This window comes from Paenarthrobacter sp. OM7, from assembly GCF_029873575.1.
Classification (GTDB): domain Bacteria; phylum Actinomycetota; class Actinomycetes; order Actinomycetales; family Micrococcaceae; genus Arthrobacter.
Map to the genome: position 1 here is coordinate 2,946,779 of NZ_CP123579.1, position 23,066 is coordinate 2,969,844.

General features: G+C 60.3%; 15 protein-coding genes. 2 read left to right on the top strand and 13 right to left on the bottom strand.

Annotated elements, in window-relative coordinates:
* Window positions 1–7: 7 nt before the first annotated feature.
* The 10 genes from QEH68_RS13605 to QEH68_RS13650 form a co-directional block, all read right to left on the bottom strand.
* Entirely contained in the window at window positions 8–964 is a 957-nt protein-coding gene (locus QEH68_RS13605) for a glycosyltransferase family 2 protein (RefSeq protein ID WP_172324334.1), read from the bottom strand.
* Between the two features lie 3 nt (window positions 965–967).
* Window positions 968–1,453 (bottom strand): GtrA family protein, encoded by a 486-nt coding sequence (locus QEH68_RS13610; protein WP_207594012.1) that lies wholly within the window; start codon window positions 1,451–1,453, stop codon window positions 968–970.
* A 2-nt stretch (window positions 1,454–1,455) separates the two neighbouring features.
* Entirely contained in the window at window positions 1,456–3,564 is a 2,109-nt protein-coding gene (locus tag QEH68_RS13615; protein ID WP_280623123.1) for a DUF6541 family protein, read from the bottom strand.
* Window positions 3,565–3,637: 73 nt separating this feature from the next.
* Window positions 3,638–4,369: an ABC transporter ATP-binding protein gene (locus tag QEH68_RS13620; protein ID WP_089595598.1), complete on the bottom strand. Its 732-nt coding sequence runs from the start codon at window positions 4,367–4,369 to the stop codon at window positions 3,638–3,640.
* Complete coding sequence (locus tag QEH68_RS13625; RefSeq protein ID WP_280623124.1) at window positions 4,370–5,227, bottom strand: ABC transporter permease; 858 nt, start codon at window positions 5,225–5,227, stop codon at window positions 4,370–4,372.
* Between the two features lie 2 nt (window positions 5,228–5,229).
* Complete coding sequence (locus tag QEH68_RS13630) at window positions 5,230–7,233, bottom strand: glycosyltransferase (protein WP_207594014.1); 2,004 nt, start codon at window positions 7,231–7,233, stop codon at window positions 5,230–5,232.
* Window positions 7,230–8,414, bottom strand: coding sequence for a UDP-galactopyranose mutase (glf, locus tag QEH68_RS13635; RefSeq protein WP_207594015.1), 1,185 nt, complete (start codon window positions 8,412–8,414; stop codon window positions 7,230–7,232). Before glf ends, QEH68_RS13630 begins: the two co-directional genes overlap by 4 nt.
* A gap of 185 nt (window positions 8,415–8,599) precedes the next feature.
* On the bottom strand, window positions 8,600–9,586 hold the full coding sequence (locus QEH68_RS13640; protein WP_089595601.1) for a Gfo/Idh/MocA family oxidoreductase: 987 nt from the start codon (window positions 9,584–9,586) through the stop codon (window positions 8,600–8,602).
* The gene (locus QEH68_RS13645) at window positions 9,586–10,677 is read right to left on the bottom strand and encodes a DegT/DnrJ/EryC1/StrS family aminotransferase (RefSeq protein ID WP_207594016.1); all 1,092 of its coding nucleotides are present in this window, start codon (window positions 10,675–10,677) and stop codon (window positions 9,586–9,588) included. Before QEH68_RS13645 ends, QEH68_RS13640 begins: the two co-directional genes overlap by 1 nt.
* Window positions 10,674–11,291, bottom strand: a complete 618-nt coding sequence (locus tag QEH68_RS13650) for an acyltransferase (RefSeq protein ID WP_026540062.1) — start codon at window positions 11,289–11,291, stop codon at window positions 10,674–10,676. Before QEH68_RS13650 ends, QEH68_RS13645 begins: the two co-directional genes overlap by 4 nt.
* Window positions 11,292–11,483: 192 nt before the next feature.
* Between QEH68_RS13650 and QEH68_RS13655 the strand changes: the two genes are divergently transcribed.
* The gene (locus QEH68_RS13655; protein WP_280623125.1) at window positions 11,484–15,614 is read left to right on the top strand and encodes an FtsK/SpoIIIE domain-containing protein; all 4,131 of its coding nucleotides are present in this window, start codon (window positions 11,484–11,486) and stop codon (window positions 15,612–15,614) included.
* Here QEH68_RS13655 and QEH68_RS13660 read toward each other — a convergent pair.
* The gene (locus QEH68_RS13660; protein ID WP_242703637.1) at window positions 15,611–15,946 is read right to left on the bottom strand and encodes a hypothetical protein; all 336 of its coding nucleotides are present in this window, start codon (window positions 15,944–15,946) and stop codon (window positions 15,611–15,613) included. The two genes, QEH68_RS13655 and QEH68_RS13660, sit on opposite strands and share 4 nt — an antisense overlap.
* 404 nt (window positions 15,947–16,350) lie before the next feature.
* Between QEH68_RS13660 and QEH68_RS13665 the strand changes: the two genes are divergently transcribed.
* The gene (locus QEH68_RS13665) at window positions 16,351–16,599 is read left to right on the top strand and encodes a WhiB family transcriptional regulator (protein ID WP_003804966.1); all 249 of its coding nucleotides are present in this window, start codon (window positions 16,351–16,353) and stop codon (window positions 16,597–16,599) included.
* A gap of 107 nt (window positions 16,600–16,706) precedes the next feature.
* Here the strand turns inward: QEH68_RS13665 and QEH68_RS13670 are convergent, their stop codons facing one another.
* Window positions 16,707–18,176: a PAS domain-containing sensor histidine kinase gene (locus QEH68_RS13670; RefSeq protein WP_280623127.1), complete on the bottom strand. Its 1,470-nt coding sequence runs from the start codon at window positions 18,174–18,176 to the stop codon at window positions 16,707–16,709.
* A gap of 30 nt (window positions 18,177–18,206) precedes the next feature.
* The gene (locus QEH68_RS13675; RefSeq protein ID WP_280623128.1) at window positions 18,207–23,063 is read right to left on the bottom strand and encodes an NAD-glutamate dehydrogenase; all 4,857 of its coding nucleotides are present in this window, start codon (window positions 23,061–23,063) and stop codon (window positions 18,207–18,209) included.
* Between the last annotated feature and the right edge of the window lie 3 nt (window positions 23,064–23,066).

Sequence of the window (23,066 nt, forward strand, 5' to 3'; positions counted from 1 at the left end):
CGAATGCCTAGGTACGTTCCTTCATGGGATGCATAGTGGGCCTGTTGGGGCTCGCCTGGATATCCAATTGCAGGGATACCAGCAGCATCTGGACGCCCAGCACAAAGGGAACCACAGCGAGCATCACCGAACCCGCCGTCGGCGAACCCACGCTTGCGGCAAGTACCCAGATTCCGGCCACCAGGCCCATGACGATCAAGGCAATGCCTGCGATCAGCAGGAGGGCAACAGCGGAGAAGGACCACACCATGTACTTCCACCACACACGGCGCCAGAAGCCGCCAAAGAGCATGGCAAGAAGTTCAGGAATGACCTTGCGGAGCTTGATGCTGGAGACCTCGTTGCCGTAGACAGCTGGAATCGGCACATCAACGATCGGAACATCAAGAATGTTGAGGTGGATCAGGAGGTCGTTTTCGAAGCTGTAGCGCGCCGCCACCTTGTTCATGGGAAGACGGCGGAGGACCTCCGTGCGAATGGCGGTGTAGCCGTTCTGCGGATCGAAGATGTGCCAGTAACCGGAAGCGAGCTTCGTCATGAAGGACAACACGATGTTGCCGAAAATCCTGTAGCCGGGCATGCCCGCGAACGACTCACCCGAAAAGAAACGGTTGGCCTTGGCGAATCCGTAGCCATCGACCACCGGATCAAGAAGCTGCGGCAGGTAGTCGGGATCCATCTGGGCATCGCCAGCCATGACCACGTTGATGTCGGAGCCCAATTCCATCGCGGCTTTGTGGGCCGTGAGGACTGCGCCTCCCACGCCTTGGTTGACTTCATGGCGAATCAAGGTGACCCGGCCGTCGTCGGCCCGACGTGCTGCCCCCGACGTGTCGTCCGGGCTGCAGTCATCAACAATGACAATGTCATCAACAAAATCAGGCATCGTTTCGATGACCTGTGCGATGTGGTTTTCTTCTTTGTAGGCCGGTACTACCGCGGCAATTCGAACGCCTCGATACATCGATTATCCTTCGCTGCTGTTTGGTGTGAGTTTCTGTGTTGGCGCGTCGGTGCCCGACTGGCCATCTGACTGTTCGCTGCCGCTGGTCGGTTGCTTCTTTTGCGGGAAGACCCAGTGCTTGTAAATGAAGTAGTTCCACCCCATGGTCACAATGGTCGCAACCACCTTGCCTATCACGTAGCCGGCGCCGATGAACTGGAAAAGCTCAACGATGCCCATCACGGCAAGCGTGTTGAAAACCAAAAGCCCTGAGTAGCGAAGTACGCCACCCAAAGCTGTTCCACCGCCGTTGAACGCAAAATGCCGCTGCAGGAAGTAGTTGAAGAAAAAGCTGCCCCAGAAGCCCGCACCGGTCGCCAGCCACAGCGGCCAGCCGAAGACCTGGAAGCACAGGGCCAGCAGCCCCAGATCCAAGAGGAAGCTCAGGCCGCCGATCAGCAGGAACTTGAACAAACTGGACGCCAGGAACTTGGAGATGAATGCCTTCATGATCAGCAGATCCTTCCTAGCGGTGCTATTCCATCAGGGTTCCGGTTCTCAAGGATTCCCGATACGCCGTCGAGCTGGAGCCGGTCCTTCGCTGCGGCGTCGAATGCTTCCTTACCGCCAGGCAGTTGCGACCAGTCAATCTTGTACAACGCAGCATTACCTTCACGCACTACCAGCTGAAGATACGGAATCGAGTCAGGCTGCGTCAGCCCGGCCTTGGGTTCGTCCCACGCCCGGATCCTGCCATCAGCAATGTAGACCCATTCGATACCCAGTTCAGCAGCTGCGTCGCGGACCTCGGAGTCAGTGGCAAGCTCGGGGAGCTTTTGGAGCACCAGCAATTGGCGGTTGGTCGGAAGGATCTCGAAGTGGCGGATCATCGGCATCCGGTTACCCAGCGCGTACATCCATACTGACCCGTCGCAGGAATCGTTCAGAACCGTGGCATCCTCTGGCACATACTGATCGATTTTGCTGAGGAGTCCAACCTCGGATGCACTCAACGTAGCCCCATCCACCTTGGTATTGATGTTGATGCGTTGGGCGTTTTGCTTGAAGTACGGAATGGCCGCAATACCACTGACAAGGAGTACCGCTGCCGCGGCAACTGCGGTCACCACGTGGCTGGGCCTGCGGTCGGCTTTGATTCCGTCCGTAGTGGAGTTGGCCGAGCGGCCGCGTACCTTTGCCACCAGCCAGGCGATGGCTTCAGCCAACTGCGCCACTCCCAACCCCGCAAGGGGCACAAGGAGCATCACCAAGATTCCGAAGATACGCCACTGGTCGTCGTAGAACGGTGCCGTCAGAGTCATGAAGCGTGGGTTGTCGGTACCCATGGTGTAGACCGAGAGGAAGGCGAAAGCGAGGACAGGTCCGAAGTACCACCACATGCGGATCCTGAGGACCACAGCCAGGCAGCCAAGGGCCACAAGGGCCGTCAGGATCGGCATTGCCATTGAACCGTGGTTCAGGAAAATGATGTTCTGGATAGCGCCGTTGCGGTCAGTGTCCGCGGCCCAAACCTGTTTGGAGACGCGCTCGGATTCCTTCAGCATCTGGGCGATGATCGGCCACCCGAGGACGACTGCCAGAGCACCGGAGACCGCAAGGTAGACCGTGATGCCGAGGATCCTGCCCTTGCGGCGGATCAGGGCGGAAAGGAACCAGAAGATCAGAACTGGCAGGACAACGAAGGCAAGTGAGGGATGGACTGCTATGAGTCCGACTGCGCCAAAAGCGATGCCGGGGATCCAGAACTTCTGCCGCTCCAGGGCCCCCTTCACTGCCAGCAGGGCGAACGGCCCAACTAGCAGCATTCCGGCAAAGAAAGGAATCAGCGGGCCACGCCACAGGAGGTCGTAAGGGTAGACCGTGAACCAACCGGCAACGGCCGCCGCGGCCGCCAGAGCAATCGGGCGGCGGGTGACCAGCATGGTCAAGGCCATAGTGCTCAACGGCAGTTGAACTGCCATCATCACCAGGACAAAGACGTTCAGAAACACCGGGATGCTGACACTGCTCATCGGCCAGAACAGCGACAACACTGCGTGGAAGGCAATCGGGTAGCTCCGGATGGGAGCCTCAGGAATGGTGGTGTCGTAATAGGCAAAGTTGCCTGCGATACTCGGATCCCACTCGTGGTTGACAGAGATCAGTCGGATCATGTTGGCGTGCCAGGGAATGTCCCAGTCCTGGTTGATGCCTTGGAGACCTTCGGTGCCCACGATCCAAGAGACAGCGGCAACCGCACCGCCAGCAACCAAACCGGCCAGGAGGATCCACCACGATCCCTTAAAAAGCTGCTTGCCAAAGACAGACGGCTGGTCAACGGTTCCGAACTTGTCCGGGAAATAGCGCCGCAGAGTCAGGCGCAGGGCAAACAGGAGCGCACAAAGTACCAGCAGGACGGCAGTCACCGGGAGCAACTGCCAGCTGAGACCAAGCGCATTTCCCATGACGCCGATGACAGTCAGGACGCCCATTCCGAGCAAGGGCGCTACAACGGGCAGGAGAACCCGGCGGACGCCCAACGCTTCTCCCAGGATCCAACCCGGGCCCCACCACAACACAACGATCAGGAGTACACACAACAGCAGCGGGCCGATACCCATTCCTACGATCGCCTTTCTTAGATGCTTCCACCAGCCATCCGTTGACAGACGACTCTTTGCAATTGGATGCGGGTTAGTTGCGTTCCCGCAGCCACGCCACAGCTTGGTCAGCCGGACCCTCGAACTGGACCGTGCCCGAAGACAACACCACTCCCCGGTCGCAGATCCGCGAAATCATGTCGAGGTCGTGACTGACCACCACCAAAGTGCGGCCTTCATCAGAGAGCTGCTTGATCTTGGCCAGGCACTTCCTCTGGAAAGGCTCGTCGCCCACGGCAAGGATTTCGTCAACGAGGAAAATATCCGGTTGGGTATGGACAGCTACCGCAAACGCAAGCCTGAGGAACATACCCGAGGAATAAAACTTGACCTCGGTGTCAATGAACTGTTCGATCTCGGAGAAGGCAACGATGTCGTCGAACTTTTCCTGGATCTCCTGCTCCGTCATCCCCAGGATGGCTGCATTGAGGTAGACGTTTTCACGACCTGATAGATCCGGGTGGAAGCCTGCTCCCACCTCGATCAGGCCCGCGACCCGGCCCTTGGTGCGAACGGTCCCTTGGTCGGGCAGGATGACACCCGAGATCAGCTTCAGAAGCGTGGACTTGCCGGAGCCGTTGAAGCCCAACAATGCCACGGTCTCCCCCGGCTGGATCTCAAAACTGACGTCGTGCAGGGCGTCGAATTTCTTGGTGAGATCCCCTTTTCGCCCCTTGGCGAGCCACACCAGCGTTTCCTTCATGGAGTGCGAGTGGCGGAGGTTGAAAGTTTTCTTCAGGCCCTTGACGATTACTGCTGCACCCATTTAGACCTCCTGCGCAAAGTGGCCCTCGAGCCGTCGGAAGACGATCTGGCCAATAACAAGGAACAGTGCCGCCATGCCCAACCCGACGAAGCCGGTCACCAGGAGGTGCGGAGGCAATTCGACAGGCTGATTGACTGTTGGATACCAAAACGCCCAGTGAAACAGTTCCACCGCAACGGTAATGGGGTTGAGCTGGTAGATCGTCAATACCCAAGGCGCAGCCAGGCGGCGGATCATGGTCCAGTCGTACAAGACCGGCGAAGTCCATGTCACGATCATCATCAGCATGTCCACGATGTTCTCGGCATCCCGGAAGAACACATTGATGGCACCGGCCAACAGGCCAAGGCCTGTTGCCGTAACGGCCACAATGACAAAACCAAGAAGGGCACCGAAGAGCTGCATGATGTCCGGATGCCACCCGCTCAGCAGTGCTGCAGCCAGCAGGACAATCAATTGCGGCAGGAAGTGGACCGCAGCCACCCATACGGATGCCACTGGGAACAGCTCACGCGGAAGATAGATCTTCTTTACCAGCGCCGCATTCGAGACGATGGATCGGGTGGCATTCGAAAATGCCTCCGAGAAGAAGTTGATGACAATGACACCGGAGAACATGTAAAGCGCGTAGTTGGGAATTTGATCCCCAACCCGCAACACGATGCCCAAGGCAAAAAACAGGACCACATACTGGACCAGCGGCTTCACGTAGGACCACGCCAAACCCAGGACCGAGCCACGGTAGCGGACCCGGAGTTCCTTGCGGACAATCAGCTTAAGGAGGTACCGCCGGCGGTAGACGTCCAACAACCCGGCGCCCACCCCCGGAACAGCATACGTATCAGTGGAGTTCGACATCGCTACTTGCTGGGCTCCGACGCTTCAAAGGTTTCCCGCCAGGAGTCCATCGAAGTGATCTCTGGAAGGGCTTCCTGATACTGGGTCCGCAGGGTCTCCCAGTTCGAGAAGAGCTGGGCGTGGAGTTTTGCTGATTCCACCACAAGCTGGCGCGCCAGCTTGGGGTCGCGCAAGTGCCAGGAAGCTCCTGTGCCATCTGCATTGGAGACGACTGCACTGTCCAAGTGCGCAAGGCTCCACCATTTGCCATCCTGGTGCGCCACCTGTGCCTCGGGGTTCTCCTTGGCGGAGTCGCGCACGGGGGCAAGGGTTTGCTTCAGGACGGTCTTCACGGCCCAAGGAAGCAGACCAAGTGCACCGGGCTGCTTGTAGGACTGCGGCTTCTTGGGGGGACGCTTCCGGAAGACCTCCGGGAAGGCCCCGGGATCCGTCTTCACCTGGGAGTCCTGGAATTCCTCGCGCATTGCACGGAGCTTAGGCATGGTGGTGGGCAGCTGCTGATGCAGGTTACCCGGCCCCGCAAGGACATCCCTGAGGGCCATGATCCGCGCCTGCTCGGGGTAGTACTGCATGGACACCAAGTGCTTGACATCCGTGTTCAGGCTTTCGCGCAGGATACGTCCGCCCTTGGGGAACGGCGAGTGCAGGAGCGTGGCGATAAGCCGGTTGCGCTCATGGTAGTAGGCCTGCCAGTCAACAGAGTCGTCCTTGTCGGCCCAGGAGACGTGCCATACAGCCGCCCCGGGAAGAGTGACAGTCGGGAATCCGGCCGCACGGGCGCGAAGTGAATACTCCGCGTCATCCCACTTGATGAAGACGGGAAGGGAAAGTCCAATGGTTTCCACCACGGTCTTCGGGATAAGGCACATCCACCAACCGTTGTAGTCAGCATCCCAGCGCCTGTGCAGCTGAGGGGTGGACCGCAAGCCCGCAGAAGAGAAGTCGTGGTTGCCGAGGCCTTCCACCGGACCCCAAAGGAAGCGGTAGAAGTTGACGACCTCCGAGTAGGCATGCAGGACAGACTTGTTGTACATGTCGAACATGTGCCCGCCGACAATGGTTGGCTTGCGGCAGAGGTCAGCGAACGCCACTGCCCGCATGACGCCCTCCGTCTCAAGCTCAATGTCGTCGTCCAGCAGCATCACGTAGTCGCTCTTATCGGAAACGACCATCTCGTACATGTTGCGGGCGAAGCCGCCTGAACCGCCCAGGTTGCCCTGGTTGATGACGCGGAGCTGGTCACCCATCGATTCTGCGACTGCGTCGAATCCGGCTTCGTCGGCGACCTTTTTGTTGCCTTGGTCCACGATGATCAGCTCGGCGAGGATCTCCCTCAGGCCGGCGTCGGCGTCAATCGACTTGATGGTTTCAAGGCAGTAGTCAGCGCGGTTGAACGTCGTAACACCGAGCGTGACGCGGCCCTGGGGGCGGCCTTCATCCGGGACTGCCCAGTGGGCGCTCTTCAGCGTCATTCCGTCGCCACCTGCAATGAGGTCGAACCAGTACCAGCCACCGTCGCCGAACGGCGCCAGAGTCAACTCAAAGTCGTTGCTGGCTGCGCCTTCCACGAGAATGGAATCAACTCGCTGCGAGGCACCACGGGCGTTGGAACGGTAGACAATGACTGTTCCTTCGCCCTCAGTCTCAAGATGCAGGACTGTCTTCGTGGCAACGGTCCACTTCCGCCAGTAGCTGGCAGGAAAAGCATTGAAATAGGAACCGAAGGAAAGCCGCTCACCACGGCGAACCTGCACGGAACCGCGGTCCAGGATGTCCTCCGGGTGCAGCTTCCGTGTCATGCCAACAGCCTGCACGACGGCGCCGCTGTCGCCGTCGTCCTTTTTCACCTTGCTGGTGTCCGGGTCGACATACAGCGGAAGAGTGTCGAGGTCGCGGTTAGCGGGGAAAACCACACGCTGAACGATTCGCAGGCTTTCTTTGGCCGGTGCCAGGTCATCCGTGGTGGTCATCGCCGTCATCTGACTTTCGTTCGTAGTAGCCGTCATGCGTCCACTCCCCCGCTTTCAAGCTTGGCGCCGCCAGTGAAGTGCGGCTTGATCTTGTTATCGAACATGGACAAGGCGGAGCCAATGGCCATATGCATGTCGAGGTACTTGTAGGTTCCCAAACGCCCGCCGAAGAGGACGGACTTCTCGCCCCGGGCGAGGTCGCGGTATGCGAGCAGTTTCTGGCGGTCGTCAGAGGTGTTGACCGGGTAGTACGGCTCGTCGCCCTTTTCCGCAAAGCGCGAGAACTCACGCATGATGACCGTTGCGTCCTTGGTGTAGTCACGCTCAGGGTGGAAGTGCCGGAATTCGTGGATGCGCGTGTAGGCGGCATCGGCGTCCGGGTAGTTCATCACGGAACAGCCCTGGAAGTCCTCAATAGGAAGTACTTCTTCTTCAAGGTCGATGGTGCGCCACGACAGGTCGCCTTCGGCGTAGTCGAAGTAGCGGTCCACCGGGCCGGTGTAGATGACCGGCACCTGGCCCAGAACAGAAGACCTGCCGAACTCGCCGTCGTCGAAGAAGTCCGTATTCAGGACAACCTCGACGTTGGGGTGATCGGCCATACGCTCGATCCAGGCTGTGTAGCCGTCAACCGGAAGACCCTCGTAAGTGTCATTGAAGTACCGGTTGTCGTAGTTGTAGCGCACAGGGAGCCGGGAAATAATCTCGGCCGGCAGGTCCTTGGGATCCGTCTGCCACTGCTTGCCTGTGTAGTGCTTGATGAACGCCTCGTACAGCGGGCGGCCAATCAGCTGGATGCCTTTGTCATTGAGGTTCTGCGGATCGGTCCCGGCCAATTCACCGGCCTGTTCCGCGATGAGGGCCTTCGCTTCGGTCGGGCTCATAGCCGAACGGAAGAACTGGTTGATGGTGCCCAGGTTGATGGGCATCGGGTAAACCTCGCCCTTGTGGCTGGTGTACACCTTGTGCTGGTAGCTCGTGAACTTGGTGAAGCGGTTCACATATTCCCAAACGCGTTCATTCGACGTGTGGAAGAGGTGAGCACCGTAGCGGTGGACCTCGATTCCCGTCTGCGCTTCGTTCTCGCTGTAGGCGTTTCCTCCAATATGGTGGCGACGATCAAGCACCGCGACCTTCAGCCCCAACTCGGTAGCGGCGCGTTCTGCAATGGTCAGGCCAAAGAAACCCGAGCCGACGACGACGAGATCAGCGTTCACAAACTCTCCTGTGTATTGGCGTGCGGGCACAGAAATGCCCACGTCTACTGGTCAAGGCTACCCGACATGACGCGGGTTCCCGTATCCGGGGCGGTGCACGGCGGTGAGGTGCCACGCCAGGAAACGGCAAGGGGAGGTTGGCCAGCGGCCAACCTCCCCTTGGTGCCTTGCTTGATCTGAAGTGCTCAGAGAGTGATGACTGAGCCGGATTTCGCGGATTCCAAAACAGCCTCCGCGACCCTCAGTGTCTCGAGCCCTTCCGCCATGGTGACAATGTTCAACGACTTTCCGAGAACTGCATCACGGAAGGCCTCGTGCTCCATTTTGAGGGGTTCACGCTTCGCCAAGGCAAAGCGTGTCGATGAACCCTCCGAAACACCGCGGAACGCCGCCACGGAATCCCAGTCCGTTTGGAACGTACCGTTCTCCACGAATGTGAGGTCCGCGGAAATGGTGTCGGCAATGAACGCGCCACGTTCACCAAGAACCACGGTGGTGCGTTCCTTCATGGGCGACAACCAGTTGACAATGTGGTTCGTCACAACGCCACTCTTAAGGTGACCGATGGCCGTCACCATATCTTCATGCTCGCGGCCACTGCGCGATGTGGTGTGGGCAACGACGTTGACGAAGTTGCTCTGGGCCAGCCAGGCTGTGAGGTCGATGTCATGGGTGGCCAGGTCCTTGACCACCCCGACATCGGCGATACGGGCCGGGAAAGGCCCCTGCCGCCTCGTGCTGATCTGGTAGACATCGCCCAGGTCACCGTTCTCCAACCGGTCCCGCAGGCTCTGCAGCGAGGGATTGAACCGTTCAATGTGCCCGACGGCACCGATGAGCCCCTTGGATTCAAAGGCTTCCGCGATGCGTCGTCCCGACTCGGAATCGTTCGCGATCGGCTTCTCTACGAGGCAGTGGACACCTGCCTCTGCGAGCTGCAGCGCCACTTCCTCGTGCAGGATGGTGGGCACTGCTGCCACAGCCATGTCAATGCCCTGTGCGATGAGTTCCTCAACGGTGTTGAAAACCGTCAGGCCGTCGGCGACGTTGTGGGGGTCGCCGAAGGAATCGGCAACAGCAACAAGGTCAACACCTTCAAGTTCACGAATGACACGGGCGTGGTGACGCCCCATCATTCCCAGTCCAATGAGGCCTGCGCGCAGATTCGCCACTAGCTACCCGCCTTGGCGACAGCGTTGACGGCGGCAACAATCCGGTCAAGGTCATCCTGGCTCAATGACGGGTGCACCGGAAGGGAGAGCACGCTTGCTGCCGCCTCTTCGGTGACGGGGAGGTCATCCGAGGTCTGGAAAGGCGCAAGACGGTGGTTGGGAATCGGGTAGTAGACCCCGCAGCCAACGTTGTATTCCTCGCGCAGTGCCTTGGCAAAACCGTCACGGTCCTCAGCGATGCGGATCGTGTACTGGTGGTAAACGTGTTCGTAACCTTCAGCGACCTTAGGCGTGACAACGCCTTCGATGTTCGCGTCAAAGAAGGCAGCATTTTCCTGGCGGGTCTTGGTCCAACCGTTGACCTTGGTCAGCTGGACGCGGCCGATGGCGGCATGGATGTTGGTCATACGGCAGTTAAAGCCAACCAGTTCGTTCTCGTACTGGCGTTCCATGCCCTGGTTGCGGAGCAACCGGAGGCGGCGCTCCACGTCGGCCAGACCGGTGCTGACCATGCCACCCTCACCCGACGTCATGTTCTTGGTGGGGTAAAGGCTGAACATGGCGAAGTCGCCGAACGTGCCGACCTTGCGTCCGTTAACTGCTGCGCCATGGGCCTGGGCAGCGTCCTCGAAGACCTTGACGCCGTGCTTTGAGGCAAGCGCGCCAATTGCGTCGACGTTGAATGGGTGTCCGTAAAGGTGCACAGGCATGATGGCCGCTGTACGGTCTGTGATTTTTGCTTCGACCGAAGCCGGGTCCAGCGTGTAGTGGTCGGGATCAACGTCAGCGAAAACCGGGGTGGCACCAGTCAGTGCCACCGAGTTGGCCGTCGCCGCGAAAGTAAACGACGGAACGATGACCTCGTCTCCAGCGCCGATGCCGGCAGCCAGCAGGCCCAGGTGAAGACCCGAGGTGCCTGAGTTGACGGCGACGGCGGCCCTGCCATCGAGGAGGACCTGGGAGAATTCCTCCTCGAAAGAGGCTACCTCCGCGCCCTGGGCGAGTTGGCCGGAAGCCAACACGGCATCAACGGCCTTGCGCTCTTCATCGCCGATGATGGGTTTGGCCGGGGGAATGAATTCGGGGCTCATGCCTCTACCTCTCGAAGGGTCTCGTTCTGTTCAACATACGTTGCGCCGGTTTCCGGACACACCCAGTTCTCTCCGCTGCGCTGCAGCGGGAAACCGGCTTTGCCGACCCACCCGTGACGCTTGGCCGGAACTCCGACCATCAGGGCAAAATCCGGGACATCTTTAGCCACGACCGCGCCGGCGGCAACTGTGGCCCACCGTCCAATGGTCACGGGAGCAACGCACACGGCACGGGCACCGATTGATGCGCCTTCGCGAATGGTGACGCCAACGGGCTCCCAATCGTGAGCGCTCTTCAAGCTGCCGTCTGGGCCGACAGCACGGGGGTAGGTGTCGTTGGTCAGCACAACAGCCGGGCCAATGAACACACCGGCTTCAAGTTCCGCGGGCTCGTAAACAAGTGCGTAGTTCTGGACTTTGCAGTTGTCCCCCATCTTTACCCCGGTGCCGATATAGGCACCTCGTCCCACGATGCAATTGACGCCTAACTCGGCCTGCTCGCGGACTTGGGCAAGATGCCAAATCTTTGATCCATCACCAATTACCGCCTTGTCTGAAACATCGGCGCTCTCCGCAACCACTATCACCGGTGAAGGTCCTTCCTCATTGAGCACACGCGACAACGAGATTCATCTTAGCTGAGACACCATGCCGCGGCGTCAAGGGCCATCCGTGAAGATCGCCCGGGTTTGTCCACATACGCCTTATCCGAGGCTGCAGTACGGCGTGAACGCCTCTAGCGTCAAGGGCAGCGGCCTATCTCTGTTTGGGCAGGCGGGTGACTGATCACGGGAAGACGGAAAACCATGACTTTGGAATGCACGTTGGTGAGGGGCCCGGCGGCCGCGGAGCTCTCGGCTCCGGAGGAATTGACCATCCGGGTCCCTCCAGGCACCCCCGGAGCCCAACTTCAGTCAATTCTTGGGGAGGAGCGCGGGACTGGTCGATTGGCAGTGGATGGAAGGGATATAGCCGACCTGACGGTCGGCCGGCCTCCACTGGTGTCGGGTGCAATAATCGTCGACGGCCCCGCACCGCACCACGCCTCCGAGCCAGCGTCCCTGCCGCTCATGCTGCTTGCTCATTCTGGCCCCAGCGCCGGAGCTGTCTTCCGCATTCATCGCGGCCGCTTCCGGATAGGCCGCGGAGCCACGGAGATTTCCGTGCCGGATCCAGGCATGTCCAGGGAGCACGCCGTGCTGGATGTTTCCAGTACTGCACTGACCCTGAGTGGCGTCGCAGCCGTCAACCCGGTCCTCGTGGATGGACACCCGTCGCGGCGCACGTCCGTGACGTCGGAATCAACCATCCTGTGCGGCAACAGCGTGTTCTCTGTCTCCACGGAGAGAGGTCCGCTCCCCGAAATTTCCAACGATGCCGGACGGTCCGTGGAGGAACCACTTGAGGTGCCGCATGCCGGACGGCAGGGAAGCCGCACGGCGATCATCCTGGCCGCCGGGCTGCCGTTGATCGCAGGCGTTGGACTGGCCATTGCCACAGGAATGTGGATGTATCTGGGATTCACCGCCATCTCCGCGGTCAGTCTCCTGATCCCGTTCATCACCGGACGGAAGAGCCGCCGGGAATGTGGATTGGCTGTGGCCCGCGCTGCTCAGGAGGATCTCGGCCGCCGGCAACGTTGCTCTCCCTCCGCGGCGGAACTGGTGCTGGCTATCTGCGGCACGGCCGCCCTGCAGGTTCAGGACGAAGCACGAGGCCAAGCCGGTTCATCGTTGTCCCCATCGCCCACAAATACCCACGGGAAAACCGTAGGCGCAGATTCCGGCAGCTGGATCCGGCTGGGCACAGCCAATGCACAGGCAAACATCCGGTTGGTACCTGACGATCCGATGTTCAGCGCACCAGACATCGGATCAGCCGCAGTGACATTGGACCCTGGACTTCCTACGGTGGCACTTGACGGACCTCCTGACCACGTTGATGCCCTGCTCCGATTCATGCTGATGCAGACGGCCGGCTACCCCCGGGCTGCGGAGTCACCGGTCATTATCGTTGGGACGGTCGGAAGGCTGCCCCTAAGCGCCAGGTTCCTCGCGAAGGTAACTCTTACGACCCAGCACGAGGTGGCCGTCACTGCCATGCAGCAACTAAGCGGCAGCGCCCATGGAAGGCTGGTCATCATCGATGAACCGGCAGGTTGGGACAAGGGCGCGTTGTCGTCTCTCCTGGTTGCCGGGCGCCGGAACGGGTGGCAAGTGGTCCATTGCGGCCCATCTGCTGAACACCCCGACCCCTTTGTCGAGCTTTCCACGTCAGGGACCACCGGGACACTGACCGTGGCCGGCGAGCGCCGGTCATTCGTTCCAGACCTCGTCCCAATCAGCGTTTTCGATACGTTCTGCCGCACTATTGCTTCGCGGGCCCACCAGGAACGTGTCGACGCGCGGCAGCCCGTTCCTGAGCAGTGCACATTGGCTACCTTTCTTCCCTTCGGAACCCGAAGAGTTCTTCTTCGCTGGGAAGACACTGCACGATTGCCTGGACTAAGGGCAGTGTTGGGCCAGGGACGTCAGGGACCCGTGACTTTTGACTTTAAGCGCGACGGTCCACACCTTCTGGTGGCGGGTACCACGGGCTCAGGAAAATCCGAGCTCCTGAGGACCCTCGTCGCTTCCATGGCGTTGACGTACTCCCCCGATCACACAACATTCCTCTTTGTCGATTTTAAAGGCGGCTCAGGATTACGGCCGCTCGCCGGCTTGCCTCACTGCGTAGGCCTCTTGACCGATCTGGGTGGGCGTCAGTTGGATCGCGCACTTGCTTCGCTCCGGGGAGAAATCAGGTACCGCGAGGAATTGTTCGCTGCGGCTGACGTCACGGACCTGGGCCAATACCACCTTGCTGCGTCGAGCACGTGTCCTGTTGTTCCGCATTTGGTTTTGGTCATCGACGAGTTCCGCATGCTGATTGACGAAGCTCCCGGCGCCCTCCGCGAGCTCATGCGGGTCGCCACCATCGGCCGGTCCCTTGGTGTCCATCTGGTGATGGCAACCCAGAGGCCTCAAGGAGCATTGACCGCCGACATCCGGGCGAACGTCGCGTCGAGTATCGCCCTTCGAGTGCAGTCAGAGGCGGAGTCCGTGGATATCATCAATTCGAAGGTGGCCGCCTCCATCAGGGCAGACACTCCGGGAAGGGCCTACCTGGTCCGGGCCTCAGGCAAGCCGGAAGAATTCCAGGCCGCGTCCCTCTCGGTTTCCCGCGATGCCAGAGCTTCCGATGGCCCTGTTGATGGATCTCCTCAGCTGGTCCACTCAGCCTCCCAGATACTCAACAACGGCTCACGCCATGAGGTCCTACCGTCCCGGCCCTTGGCCGGACATCGGGATGCCCTCCCGGATGCCGGTGTCGGGCGGCTTGTTTTGGCTGTCCAGGACGCGTGGCGCCGCCAAGGGAGTTCACTCCCGCGACATCCCGTGGCGGCACCCCTGCCGTCCGCGATTGCGTGGAGTGGTGGACTTTCCCTGGCGGATGCCTCTTATGTTCCCGAAACTGCTGAAGCAGTGCCATGGTGTGTTGGGCCGCTGGCGTTGGTTGACAGACCCACACGGCAGGTTGTGGAGCCTTTGCAATGGTTGCCGGCCGAGCACGGACATCTGGCCATGATCGGAAGTGCTTCGAGCGGCATGCACGCCTGCTTCAGGGCAGTCTCGGCCATGCTGGCCATGCAAGGACCCCAGCCTTATCCCTTTGTTCTGGATGCGGCGGGAATAATGGCCGACCTCGTTGGCCAGGAACGGGTAGGTGCGCTCGTCGGTCTGCACCAACTGCCGCTTGCAGCGCGTGTGCTACAGCGTTTTGTCGAGGAAATGGACTGTCGACGCACCAGCAGCGACGCCGGGAGGACCGCCAAGCCTCTGACTTTGATCATCACGGGGTGGTGCTCATGGGCCACCGCCTTCCGGGCCGGGACCTCAGCCTGGGCAGAGAGCCTCCTGCAGGACATTGTGAGGGACGGCCGTCCTCTCGGCATCACGGTGATGATTTGTGGCGAGCGGGAATTGGTCAGTTCACGTTTCTTTGCCGCGATACAAAACCGGGCTTATTTTCCGTCAGGCTCCACGGAGGAAGCCCGGTTTCACTGGCCCCGCCTTCCAGAGGTGGAGCCAATTCCAGGGCGCGCCATCGCCACGGGCAACTTCGTCGACGGAGATACAGTGGTTACCCAGTTTCGCGAGGCTCCCGACGAGGGGCACTGGCCGTTCGCCCCTCCCCCACAAGGGAAACCGCCCTTCCGTCTGCGGTCGCTTCCCGATCGCCTGGACGAACAGGAATTTCGTGTTGGGCTCAAGTCCTCGTCTGCCGTGTTGATGACTGCCGGGCAGGATTCGGGGAACGCTCTATGGATCGGCGTTGGAGGGGACGAAGCGATGCCCGTTTCCCTGCCTCTCCGGCTGCATGGTGTCAGCATCATCCTCGGCGGCCATCGATCAGGGAAGAGCACGGCTTTGGCATCACTCCGTCGCCTGAATCCTTCAGTTGCCTGGGTTGTTCCGGCACTTGGAACATCCGCGGACTCTTTCCGGGCCTCGGCCACACAAGAAAACTGTGAGCTGGACCCGGAGAGCGTCGTGTTGGTGGACGACGCGGACTCTCTTGACACCCTGGGGCGCCAAGCCCTCACTGCGTTGGTGGGTAAAGTCCGAGGCATCGTGATGACAGCCACTCCGGGGCCCGCACTGACGCAACAACTGCCACTGGCCCGGGAAGTCCAGACCTTCCGAATGGGTGTGGTCCTGGCGCCGGGATCGCCACACGATGGCGAACTCCTGGGAGTACGGCTGGAAACAGACCGCCCAGCCCGCCCAGGGCGTGGCTATGTGGTGGACGGAGGAGAAGTGCAGCCGTTTCAAGCAGTCCTCACAACGGACTTCCCACCGATTGCCACCTATTGTTCTCCCACGGAGGCGGGCTAGAGGACTCCAGAGGTACCGCCTGTGCGCGACACGTAGGCAATCACGTCCCTATGGAAAAGAAAGACAATGGCCGCAACGGCCGGGATGATCATAGCCAGGCCCGGCAGAACCAGCCCACCGGTCATGGTGGGGAAGCCGATGGTGAGAACAAACAACTGGGCCACCAATGCAGCGGCCCGGGTCCATCGGTATCCACGGAACAAGTAATGGCCCACCGCGAACAACCACACCGAGAAGGCAAGGAGCAGCCCCAGCGTAAAAACGGCTCCCCAAAAAGTCAGGACAGGGGCGCCAGTCAGCAATTCGTACGCGTACCAGGCGGCGGCACCCATGAGCGCGAGGGCTTCCAACAGGACAACAGCAGAAATCACTGCCACACCCCTTGGCCGGCGGCTGCCGGTCGGGCCGCTCTTTTCTTGGTGCGCCTGCGCATCGGAATCTTCTCCCGGCTCCGGTCCGGAGGCGGGTTGGGCAGGGTTTACGGGAGGTCTTGACACACTGGCACACTACCGGACATAGTCATCTAGCAGTGAGGGCACTGGCGGCTGATGTGATGCATCGCTCACAGATTCCGGGCATTTCGACCACTAACACCCCTTGTTTACAAGGCGTTAACATGAAACGCTTGACTCAGACGACCAAGGGGGCCCATGCGGGCCCCTTTCCTTTGGAGCCTCTCGTGAATGTTTTCACAAAAGGCCCTATCTAGTTCTCACGAATGGAGTGACTGATCAGCATGGATTGGCGTAATCGCGCAGCCTGCCTCGACAAGGACCCGGAGCTCTTCTTCCCAGTCGGCAACACGGGACCAGCACTTCTGCAAATCGAGGAAGCCAAAAGCGTCTGCCGCCGCTGCCCCGTAGTGGACACCTGCCTGCAGTGGGCCCTGGAGTCCGGACAAGACGCCGGTGTATGGGGCGGTATGAGTGAAGACGAGCGTCGGGCTCTCAAGCGTCGCGCTGCCCGCGCGCGCCGCGCTTCCTAGACCTCAAAAATAATAAGGAAGGCCGCTGACCATTGGTCCGCGGCCTTCCTTATTTAAGCATGAATGTCGGAGCGCTCCCCAGTGTCACTGGGGAGCGCTCCGACCCCTTAAGTGCGGGCCAAATTCAACACGATCTCGACGGCGGTTCCCCCACCGTCGCGAGGGCTCCACTGGATTGATCCACCGAGTTCGCTCGTCACCAGTGTGCGCACAATCTGTAAGCCCAAGCCTTCGGTGTATTGACCGTCCGGCAGACCAACGCCGTCGTCGGCAATGGTCACGGTCAAAAATTCGTCATTTCCGTCTCCATCAGCCCGATCAGCCAAGAGCCATACCGTTCCTGTGCGCCCTTCAAGACCGTGCTCCACGGCATTGGTGACCAACTCGTTGATAACCAGGGCCAAAGGAGTCGCGAAGTCGCTGGGCAACTCGCCAAACATCCCTGAACGTTCCGTTCGTACTTGCTGGGACGGAGATGCCACCTCGGCAGACAACCGGAACTGCCGTCCGATCAACTCATCAAAATCAACGCTCTGCGTCAGCCCCTGGGACAGGGTTTCGTGGACAAGTGCGATGGTGGCCACGCGCCGCATCGCTTGCTCCAAGCCCTGCTTCGCTTCGTCACTGACCATACGGCGGGATTGCATTCGCAGCAGTGCTGCCACAGTCTGAAGATTGTTTTTCACCCGGTGATGGATTTCCCGGATGGTGGCATCTTTGGTGACGAGTTCCATTTCCCTGCGCCGCAGTTCCGAGACATCGCGGCACAGGACGAGGGCACCGAAACGGTGTTGCTCGTCGCGCAAAGGAATGGCCCGGAGGGAAAGGCTGACGCCACGCGACTCAATCTCACTGCGCCAAGGCATCCGACCAGTGACAACCAAGGGCAGTGTCTCATCCACCATCCGGCGGTCTTTGAGGAGCCCGGCAGTCACTTCCGCCAAGGACCGACCCTCCAGCGATTCAACTTCCCCGAGTCGCCTGAAGGCTGACACCCCGTTGGGGCTCGCGTACTGCACGATGCCTTCGGCGTCCAGCCTGATGAGTCCATCCCCCACACGTGGCGCCCCACGGCGGGATCCAGTGGGCGATGCGAAGTCGGGCCACAGTCCCAGAGTTCCCATGCGCAGAAGGTCATAGGCACACTGACGATACGTCAACTCCAGCCTTGAGGGCATCCGGGAGCTGGAGAGATCCATGTGGGATGTCACTACGGCCAGCGTCCTGCCGTTTCGCACCATGGGAACAGCTTCGACACGCAGTGCCATCTCGCTGCTCCAGCTCGTTTCGCTGGAACGTTCGATCGCGCGGCTGTTCCATGCCTTTTCCACCAGCGGGCGAAGATCGGAACGAATGCCCTCCCCCACGAAGTCCGCGTGAAACACCGTATGTGATGTCGACGGACGGACGTGGGCGAGGGCAATGTAACCGAACTCCGGGTGCGGGAACCACAATGCGAGGTCCGCGAATGCCAAGTCGGCGACCATCTGCCAGTCACCGACGAGGAGGTGCAGCCATTCGGCATCTCCAGGCCCGAAATCAGCGTGTTCCCTGATGGGGTCTGTAAAGATTGCCACTGCACCTCCATTTGCAACGCCGGGATTCCCCTAGCGTCGAACGATTGACCTCAAGAGCCTTAATGCTACCGACAGTGAAGCCATGTCGTCGGCTTCGAGCGCGTTGACCTCGTCAAACATGGTCTTGGCCCGGCCCAGTTGCTCGGCATTCTGTCCTTCCCACGCCTTCAGGCGATCTTCAGCCGAGTTGCCGGCCTCCGTCGACTCAAGGACCGACGTTGTCATATCCGCGACCGTTGAGTACAGGTCATCACGAAGGGCGGCCCTGGCCAACGCCTGCCAGCGGTCATCACGCGGCAGGGAACTGATCCGTTCCAACAGCGAATCGACATGGAAGCGGTTGAACACGGTGTAGTAGACGTGAGCCACGTCTTCGACACTGCCGCCACCGGTCTGGGCAATCCGCGCGATATCCAACAGTGCGTAACTCTCGAACAACTCCGCCCACCTGTGGGCAAGGTGTTCGGGCAAGTCCCAGCCACGTGCCTTCTCAAGCCACCCTGAGATGCGGGTTTTGTCCTCGCCCCGGAGGTAGTCCAGCAGCTTGGCCCGCAACGGGGCCATCATCGGCTTGAACGATTCCACCACGGTTGAGATCGGTTGGGATGCAATCCCTTGCCCAAGAACCCATCGCACAGCCCTGTCCAGCAGACGGCGGATGTCCAGGTGGACTTCACTCCAGTGTTCTGTCGGGAAGGAAGCTGGGAGCGCGTTCAACTCCGCCACCATGGGATCGAGGTCGTAAATTTCGCGCAGCGCCACAAATGCCTTGGCTACTGCTACCTCATTTGCCGATGTTTCTTCGATGGCCCGGAAGGCGAACGTGATACCACCCAGGTTGATGATGTCGTTGGCCACGACGGTGGCGATGATTTCGCGGCGCAGCGGGTGGGTGTCCAGCTCGGCGTCGAACTTCTCGCGCAATTGCTTCGGGAAGTAGTTACGGATGGTGTCCGCAAACCAGGGATCGTCAGCAAGGTTGCTGTCCCGCAGTGCTGCACCGAGTTCGATCTTGGCGTAGGCCGCCAGAACTGCCAGTTCCGGGGACGTCAAACCTTGGCCCTGCTCCAACCTTGAACGAAGCGTCTCCGTGGTGGGCAAGGCTTCGAGATCACGCTTGAGATCGGCGGACTTCTCCAACCAGTCCATCAGGCGCTCGTAGCTCGGACTCCACTCGGCAACCCGGGTCCGGTCATTCAGCAGCAGGATATTTTGGTCGATGTTGTCCTGAAGGACGAGTCGCCCCACCTCATCGGTCATATCTGCCAGGAAAGCAGCCCGTTCTTCGGCCTCAAGCTTGCCGGCGGCCACCATTCGATCCACAAAAATCTTGATGTTCACTTCATGGTCGGAGCAGTCCACCCCGGCTGAGTTGTCGATGGCATCCGTATTGAGGATGACTCCTTGCAGTGCGGCTTCAATACGCCCACGCTGCGTCAATCCAAGGTTTCCACCTTCTCCCACAACCTTGACCCGCAGGTCGCGCCCATCCACACGGATGGCGTCGTTGGCTTTGTCGCCAACGGCCGCGTGGGTCTCCGTGCTGGCCTTGACGTAGGTGCCGATGCCGCCGTTATAGAGGAGATCAGCGGGCGCCAGCAAGATCGCGCGAAGCAGCTCCGGCGGGCTCAGCTGCGTGGTGCCTTCGGGCAGGCCCAGTGCTTTTCGGACCTGGTCAGAGACGGGGATGGTCTTCGCATGGCGCGCGTAGACGCCTCCACCTTCACTGATCAGTGACCGGTCATAGTCATCCCAGGAAGACCGGGGCAGTTCAAATAGCCGCTGCCGTTCCGCGAAGGATGCCGCGGCGTCGGGTGTGGGATCAAGGAAGATATGGCGATGGTCGAATGCGGCCAGCAGACGGATGTGCCGGGACAGCAGCATCCCATTGCCGAAGACGTCGCCGGACATGTCGCCGACGCCAACTACCGTGAACTCTTCGGTCTGGGTATCCAGATCGAGTTCACTGAAGTGCCTCTTGACTGATTCCCACGCCCCGCGTGCCGTAATACCCATGGCCTTGTGGTCGTAGCCCACCGACCCGCCGGAGGCAAAGGCATCGCCCAACCAGAATCCGTACTCGGCCGCGAGTCCGTTGGCCGTGTCGGAGAAGGTGGCGGTTCCCTTGTCGGCTGCCACCACCAGGTAGGAATCATCGCCATCGTGGCGAACAACGTCCGACGGCGGGACAAGCCTTTCGCCGTCCGCTGACGTCACGAGGTTGTCGGTGATGTCCAGCAAACCCCGGATGAAGGTCTTGTAGCTCTCAATACCTTCGGCCATCCATGCTGCCCGGTCAACTGCCGGGTTGGGCAGCTTCTTCGCGAAGAACCCACCCTTGGCACCCGTAGGAACGATCACGGCGTTCTTGACTGTCTGGGCCTTCACCAAGCCCAGGATTTCCGTGCGGAAGTCTTCCCGACGGTCCGACCAGCGGAGACCGCCGCGGGCTACCTTCCCAAAGCGCAGGTGCACGCCTTCAACCCTGGGTGAGTAAACCCAGATCTCGTACATGGGGCGGGGGAAGGGCAATCCGTCGATCGACGTTGGATCCAGCTTGAAGCTGAGGTATTCCTTGTTTTGGAAGTAGTTGGTCCGCAGGGTGGACTCAATCAGGTTCACGAAGGTACGCAGCACGCGGTCAGCGTCCAGTGTTGCCACCTGTTCAATGGACTCGGCGAGGGCTACCCGTGCTGCAGCCTGGCGTTCCGGCCGAAGATCCTCCGGAACAGTGGGGTCGAAGCGCGCAGAGAAGAGTGCGTTAAGTCCGCGGGCAACGTCGGCGTTGCCCAGAAGAGTGTCCGCGATGAAACCGAACGAATTGGTGTTGCCCATTTGCCGCATGTATTTGGCGTAGGCACGGAGGACCACAACTTGGCGCCAGTGCATGCCCTCACGCAGCACCAGCCGGTCAAAGTTGTCCGACTCGACGGATCCTGTGACGGCTGCCCCAAAGGAATCACCCAGAAGTTCCCCCGTAGCGAGCGGATCGACGCCGGCGGGGTATTTAAGCCCGAGGTCGTAGAGGAAGAAGTCGCGGTGATCTGCGGTTTCGATCTCGAAGGGACGTTCATCCAGAACTTCAAGACCAAGATTGTGGAAGTAAGGGAGGATCTGGCTCAGGCTCTTGGGCTCCATGAGGTAGAGCTTGACGCGGGCGTCCTCCTCCAGAGCTTCTCCGGCACCTTCTGGAAGATACACGTGAACCCCAGGTTTGACGTGCCTGGTTGCTTCACCGGCTCGCTCGGCCTGTGCCCCATACTTTTCGAAGCGTTCGATGTCCTCCAAGGCGTCTTCAACTTCATAGTCCACCCGGTAGCCTGCGGGGAATGCCTCTGCCCACAGGGCGGACAGCACATCGGCACTTTCTGCCGGGCGGTGCTCACGGAGGACCTCGGCGACTCCTTCGCTCCAGGAGCGGGACGCCATCATCAGCCGGTGTTCTAGCTCAGCAACATTGACTTCCGCCAGCTCAGCGGTGCGTGGGAGGCGGATCCTGAAGAAGACACGTGCCAAGGCAGACTCAGTGATCCGGGCCTCGTAGTCGATGCTCTCGGCCTGGAACGTTTCCCGGAGTTCCTGTTCGATCCGAAGGCGAACGCTGGTGGTGTAACGATCACGGGGCAGGTACACCACCGCGGACATGAAGCGACCATAAATGTCAGGCCGGAGGAACAACTTTGTACGGCGACGTTCCTGCAACCGCTGGATACCCGTGGCAGTAGCAGCCAGGTCCGGAATCTCGATCTGGAACAGTTCGTCGCGCGGGTACGTCTCGAGGATACCCAGGAGGTCCTTGCCGGAGTGGGAGTCAATAGGGAACCCAGCGTTCCGCAGGACGGCGTCCACCTTGTCCCGGACAATAGGGATGTTGCGCACAGAACCGGTGTAGGCACTTGTTGCAAAAAGCCCGATGAATCGCCGTTCCCCATTGACGTTGCCCTGGGCGTCGAAGCTCTTGACGCCGATGTAGTCGAGGTAGGCAGGCCGGTGGACAGTCGATCGGGAATTGGCTTTGGTGATTACCAGTGCCCGCTTTTCCCGGGCGCGCTTCCGCCCGGCGTCCGTAAGGTGCTGGACCTGACGCGTGGTGTCCCCTGCGCGCAGAAGCCCAAGACCGCTGTCTTCACGCAGTTGAAGGACGTCCTCGCCGTCCTGGTCTACGAGGTCGTACTCGCGGTATCCGAGGAAGGTGAAGTTGCCGTTGTCCAGCCAGCGCAGAAGATCCTGTGCCTGCCGGAGTTCGGCGATCTGCTCGGGGTGGGATATGCCCCCAAGGGCTTCTGCCAGTTCCAGTGCTTTGCTGCGCATCTTGGGCCAGTCCTCGACTGCTGCCCTGACATCGCCGAGGACACGGTGCAGTCCTTCGATCAGTTCTGCACGGGCGTCGTCGTTGACACGGTCAATCTCCACCGCAATCCACGACTCCATGTGCGACGAGTTGTCGCCGTCGCCCAGGAGGTGCGCCACGCTTGGCAGGGCCGCAGTATCACCGCTGGAGATCCCGACGTTGGAAGGAACCCGGGAGATGTTACGGAGCTCCCCGGATACGCGGTCGCGGGTGATCACAAACAAGGGGTGCATGACAAGCCGGATCGCGCAGTTCTGGCGAACGAGTTCTGCATTTACCGAGTCCACGAGGAACGGCATATCGTCCGTGACGATGTACACGACGCTTCGGTCCGCTTCACCGGCGATTTCGACGACGGCGTTCCCCGGCGTCCGGGACTGCGCGACTTTCTTGTGATTCGTTGCCCGCGAGATCAGCAGCTCAGGCGAATACGCACGGGCATCCTCCTCTGCGAGGTGTTCATAGTAGTCACCGAAGAACCCTTCACGGACAACTGCTGCATCGGACCGATCCTCCACGCTGGATCCTGACGACATCTA

Excerpts from the sequence above, each read along its gene's own strand:
- QEH68_RS13605 (WP_172324334.1), bottom strand. The coding sequence starts at position 964 with ATGTATCGAGGCGTTCGAATTGCCGCGGTAGTACCGGCCTACAAAGAA.
- QEH68_RS13610 (WP_207594012.1), bottom strand. The coding sequence starts at position 1,453 with ATGAAGGCATTCATCTCCAAGTTCCTGGCGTCCAGTTTGTTCAAGTTC.
- QEH68_RS13615 (WP_280623123.1), bottom strand. The coding sequence starts at position 3,564 with ATGGGTATCGGCCCGCTGCTGTTGTGTGTACTCCTGATCGTTGTGTTG.
- QEH68_RS13620 (WP_089595598.1), bottom strand. The coding sequence starts at position 4,369 with ATGGGTGCAGCAGTAATCGTCAAGGGCCTGAAGAAAACTTTCAACCTC.
- QEH68_RS13625 (WP_280623124.1), bottom strand. The coding sequence starts at position 5,227 with ATGTCGAACTCCACTGATACGTATGCTGTTCCGGGGGTGGGCGCCGGG.
- QEH68_RS13630 (WP_207594014.1), bottom strand. The coding sequence starts at position 7,233 with ATGACGGCTACTACGAACGAAAGTCAGATGACGGCGATGACCACCACG.
- QEH68_RS13645 (WP_207594016.1), bottom strand. The coding sequence starts at position 10,677 with ATGAGCCCCGAATTCATTCCCCCGGCCAAACCCATCATCGGCGATGAA.
- QEH68_RS13655 (WP_280623125.1), top strand. The coding sequence starts at position 11,484 with ATGACTTTGGAATGCACGTTGGTGAGGGGCCCGGCGGCCGCGGAGCTC.
- QEH68_RS13660 (WP_242703637.1), bottom strand. The coding sequence starts at position 15,946 with ATGGGTGCCGCCGCCTGGTACGCGTACGAATTGCTGACTGGCGCCCCT.
- QEH68_RS13665 (WP_003804966.1), top strand. The coding sequence starts at position 16,351 with ATGGATTGGCGTAATCGCGCAGCCTGCCTCGACAAGGACCCGGAGCTC.
- QEH68_RS13675 (WP_280623128.1), bottom strand. The coding sequence starts at position 23,063 with ATGTCGTCAGGATCCAGCGTGGAGGATCGGTCCGATGCAGCAGTTGTC.